1 protein-coding gene is annotated in these 467 nt (G+C 61.0%); it reads right to left on the minus strand.

Annotated features, from left to right (window positions below; translation table 11 throughout):
* Window positions 1–467 (minus strand): type VI secretion system tip protein TssI/VgrG (gene tssI, locus BQ17_RS10265; RefSeq protein WP_141699220.1); only part of this gene is annotated, 467 nt, incomplete at both ends.

Genomic DNA, 467 nt, shown 5'->3' on the forward strand with positions numbered 1-467 from the left:
CTGCGATCATGCAGCACATGCTCGCGCAGGTCGTGCTCGATGGTGCTGTCTTTGTCGAATTGACCATGCTCACGGATCAGCTCCTTGCCCTTGGTGTCGTCCATGATGTATTCGTTGTAACCACCGCCGCCCTTGGTGCTGTTGGACATGAGTCCGCTGATGGCGGCGGCGCCGGGCAATTTGTATGGCGGCTTGGTGACGTCGTTGTAGACCCGGCCGGTGATGATGGGCCGGTCGGGGTCGCCTTCCAGGAAGTCGACGATGACTTCCTGGCCGATGCGGGGAATGGCAATGGCGCCCCAGTTCTTACCTGCCCAGGGTTGGGAAACACGTACCCAACAGGAGCTCTGCTCGTCGGATTTGCCGTAGCGGTCCCAGTGGAATTGGACTTTGACCCGGCCGTATTGGTCGGTCCAGAGCTCTTCGCCGGCTTTGCCGACGACGATGGCGGTCTGGGGGCCTTGGAC

It is taken from the genome of Candidatus Thiosymbion oneisti (genome assembly GCF_900092655.1).
GTDB lineage: Bacteria > Pseudomonadota > Gammaproteobacteria > Chromatiales > Chromatiaceae > Thiosymbion > Thiosymbion oneisti.